This is a genomic window from Amycolatopsis sp. NPDC059027 (assembly GCF_042739735.1).
Classification (GTDB): Bacteria; Actinomycetota; Actinomycetes; order Mycobacteriales; family Pseudonocardiaceae; genus Amycolatopsis.
Genome location: NZ_JBHYIK010000144.1, coordinates 1 through 3,976 on the forward strand (window position 1 = coordinate 1; position 3,976 = coordinate 3,976).

General features: G+C 68.8%; 3 protein-coding genes. 2 read left to right on the forward strand and 1 reads right to left on the reverse strand.

Annotated elements, in window-relative coordinates:
• Window positions 1–1,118, reverse strand: a 1,118-nt coding sequence (locus tag ACFWY9_RS44385) for an ALF repeat-containing protein (protein ID WP_378341722.1), incomplete at its 3' end; no start/stop codon positions are given.
• A gap of 557 nt (window positions 1,119–1,675) precedes the next feature.
• Between ACFWY9_RS44385 and ACFWY9_RS44390 the strand changes: the two genes are divergently transcribed.
• Together ACFWY9_RS44390 and ACFWY9_RS44395 are read left to right on the forward strand one after the other, a co-directional pair.
• Window positions 1,676–2,212: a hypothetical protein gene (locus ACFWY9_RS44390; RefSeq protein WP_378325691.1), complete on the forward strand. Its 537-nt coding sequence runs from the start codon at window positions 1,676–1,678 to the stop codon at window positions 2,210–2,212.
• Window positions 2,213–2,258: 46 nt separating this feature from the next.
• Window positions 2,259–3,976, forward strand: a 1,718-nt coding sequence (locus ACFWY9_RS44395) for a trypsin-like serine protease (RefSeq protein WP_378341723.1), incomplete at its 3' end; no start/stop codon positions are given.

Sequence of the window (3,976 nt, forward strand, 5' to 3'; positions counted from 1 at the left end):
CCGGCGACCCTCACCTGCCTGTGGTGTGCCCGCCCCCGCGCCGCCGCCCCCCCGCCCCCCGCCGCGCCCGGCCCGGCCTTCGCCGCCGCGCCCCACGCCCCCCCCGCCGCCGCGGCGGCGACCCTTGCGGCCGCGGCGGCCGCATTGGCCGCATCGATCGCCTCCTGCGCTGCCGCCGCCGCGCGGTTCGCGGCCTCCGCCGCCCGCTGCGCGGCAGCCGCGGCTTCGGCGAGGTGGCCCTTCGCGCTTTCCGCCGCCCGCGCGGCGTCTTCCGCGGACTTGCGCGCCAGCTCCGCCTCGGTGACCGCGCGGGCGGCGGCGTCCTTGGCGAACTGGGTTTCGCGCGCCGCCTGATCCCCCGCGTCCTTCGCGACGGCGGCGAGTTCGGCGATGCTCGCCGTCTCCTGGTCCCTGGCCGCCGCGACCGGCCACTCGGAAGTCAGGAACAGGGTGTATGCCTGCGCGGTGGCCGCGTCCAGCGCGCGCTGTGCGGCCGCGCGCACCTGTGCGCCGCCGCCCGCCATGATCTGGTTGATCCGCAGCCGCTGGTCGGTCTCGGACGCGACCGAAAGCTTCGTCTCCAGGAAGGCTTGCAGGGCTTCGGGTGTGTTGGCGTCCAGCGCTTCTTGGGCGGCCTTCCGCACCACCGGGCCCGCACTGGCCATGATCTGGTTGACCCGCAGCCGCCGGTCGGTCGCGGCGGGCTGTTGCCAGCCCGATTCGAGGAATGTCCGCAGGGCACCGTCCACGGTGGAGTCCAGAGCCCGCTGCGCGGCGGCTTTGAGCGTCACTCCGCCGGCGGCCATCATCCGGTTGACGCTGATCCGGTCGTCGACGGGCGCGAACCGATCCACGCTCGTGGCCAGGAACGCCTGCACCTCGGTGTCCGAACCGAGCAGCGCTTTCTCCGCTTCGGCCCGCACCACGGGACCCGCCGAGCGCCAGATCGCCACGACCTGCGCACGAGGGCTGAGTGGTGCCTCGGCACGCGGCGCGGCCGATGCCGGGGCCGCGCCGGGAGCCGCGAGGGCCGGCGGGCCCCCGACCAGCTGCCAGACCAGCGCGATGATCACCGACAATGTCGTGACGAGCCGCGCTCGGCGCGGCCTTGTTCTCAACGGTTTCACCCTGTCACCCTCCCCGGCTGACGGTTATTCCCTGAAAGACGTGATGCCCTCGCGTTGCGCCAGACAGCGCTTTCCGCAATTACCGGCGATGCCGGATAGCGAATCATTAATAGCACTCGACCAGGACGGTGCTCAATGCCCGTCCGGCTTCTTGACACCTTTGGTGTAGCGCAAGCAGCACAGGGCAGCCGATCGCCCCGCGAAGTCAAGAACGCGCGATGAACTTGTCCGGAACCTTGTCCCACTGCTGCACTGTTCGGCCCAAACGGTCGCGAGTCTGCTCTGTTCGGCCCAGTCGATTGCGCCGAAACCCCATGTTGCGAACAATCCCATTACCGAGAACGTGACGAGCTGCCGAACTTGGCTCAGGTGACAGTTGCCCTGGCGTCCGCGCCAGGGAATACTCGGCCTTGGCAGAGTCTTTGCCTGGGGGTTGTCGGGGGGCTTCTGAAGGCGCGGCATCCGCGCCTACTTTTCGTGCTCACCGGCTCATGCTGCTCAATAAACAAACTTTCGCCTGCCCGAGTACTGCAAGAAAAGAGGGAACTGTGCGCTTGCTCTATCGGCTTCTGGTCGTCGGCCTCGCCGGGGTCGTGGTGGTGTTGATGTGCGTCACCCCCTCTTCCGGCGTCTCCCCCGGCCCGGCGCGCGCCGCCGACGAACCGCCGACGCTCGAAGAGGACTACGCCTATCCAGGCGCTGACAAGATCTTCGCGGACTACGGGGTCAAGCTGATCTCCGGCGACGGGCACATCCTGTTCGCCGACTGCGCCACCCCGCCCACCGGGCCGATCGGCTTCATCCAGGTGAGCAGTCCCGGCATCGGAATCGGCGGCAAGGGCCTGATCTGTTTCCGGGTCACCGCCCCCACCGGGCGCCTCGCCGTGAAGATCCCCGCCGTCTTCGAGATCCGGGGCGACGGGCGTGAAGCGGGGAAGGGGCACAAGCTGCGCGCCGAACTGACCACCGACGACGGGCAGCACACCACCGTCGACGTCGATCCGAGCGGATCGACCCAGGTCGGCACCGGGAGCAACCCCAGCAACCCGCCGACGACCCTGCTCGAACTGAACGCGTCGTCCTGACCGGTCAGGACATTCCGAAAACCGAACCCCGAGAAGGGATCCCGCTGTGCCACGTACCCGCCCGCGGGCTGGGTGGATCATCGGTCTGCTCACGACACCACTCGCCGCCGGCCTGCTGGCCGGTGCACCCGCGCACGCCATCACCGGCGGCGGCCCCGCCGCCGACAACACCTACCCGTTCGTCGCCAAGATCGACACCACCGGCCGGAGCTGCAGCGGTGCGCTGGTCGATCCGCTGTGGGTGCTCACCGCCTCCAGCTGTTTCTCGGAGAACGGCCAGCCCGCACCGGCGGGCCCGCCAAAGCAGCCCACGACCGCCACCATCGGCCGCACCGACCTGACCACCACCGGCGGGCAGGTCGTCCCGGTGACCTCGCTCGTTCCCCGCCCGGATCGCAATCTCGTCCTCGTCAGACTCGCCACCGCGGTCACCGGTGTAGCCCCGGTGAAGATCGGCAACACCGAGCCGCGACGAGACGAAATTCTCCGGGTGGCAGGCTACGGCCGTACGAAAACCGAGTGGGCGCCCAGCAAACTGCACACGGCGACGTTTTCCGTCTCGGCGCTGGCGCCCACCACGATCGGCATCACCGGGCAGACACCGGACGCCAACACCTGCAAGGGGGATTCCGGTGGCCCCGCGTTCCGCGACAACAACGGCTGGCCCGAACTCGTCGCCCTCAACGACAGATCATGGCAGGCAGGCTGCCTCGGCGAGACCGAAACCCGGCGGGGCACGGTGGAAACCCGTCTCGACAACATCACCGACTGGATCGAGCAGCAGATGCTCGGCCTCGCCGCGACCCCGGCTAGCAAGCACGCCATCAACCTGCACTGGAATCCCGTCGCGGCACGCGGCTACAAGTCCTACCGAGTCTACGGTTCCCAGACAGCGGACGTGCCGCTCAGCCAGGCGACGCTGCTCGGCACCGTCACCACGCCGGGCTTCACGCACGGAAACCTCCCCGGCAAACAGACCTGGTACTACCGCATCGTGCCGGTGACCGCGACCGGTCAGGACGCGCTGGCCTCGACCGTCGCGTCGGCGACCACACAACTGGCCACGGTCGCCGACTTCACCGGTGACGACAAGGACGACGTCGCCACCTTCACGCGCGGCGAACTGGCCGACGTCTATGTCGCGCCCTCGGACGGCACGAAGTTCACGAACCCGGCGGCCAAGTGGAGCGACTACCTGGTGGCCGGGCAGGAGATCCCGCTCAGTGGTGACTTCAACGGCGATGGCAAGGCCGACATCGCGACCTTCGCCCGAGGAGCCACCGGAGTGGTCACCGTGGCGCTGTCCAACGGCACCGGGTTCGATCAGCCCAAGACCTGGCACAACCACTTCTCGATCGGCAACGAAATCCCCATGACCGGCGATTTCAACGGTGACGGGAAAACCGACATCGCCACGTTCACTCGCGGCGACGCCGCCGATGTCTACGTGTCCTTCTCGGATGGAACGAAGTTCGTGCAGGACGGCTGGAAATGGCACGACCATTTCGCGGCGGGTGGCGAGATCCCGGCGGTCGGCGACTTCAACGGCGACGGCAAGGACGACATCGTCACCTTCACCCGCGGCGACGCCGCCGACGTCTACGTGTCCTTCTCCGACGGCACCAAGTTCGTCCAGGACGGCTGGAAATGGCACGACTTCTTCGCGGCAGGTGGCGAGATCCCGGCGGTCGGCGACTTCAACGGCGACGGCAAGGACGACATCGTCACCTTCACCCGCGGCGACGCCGCCGACGTCTACGTGTC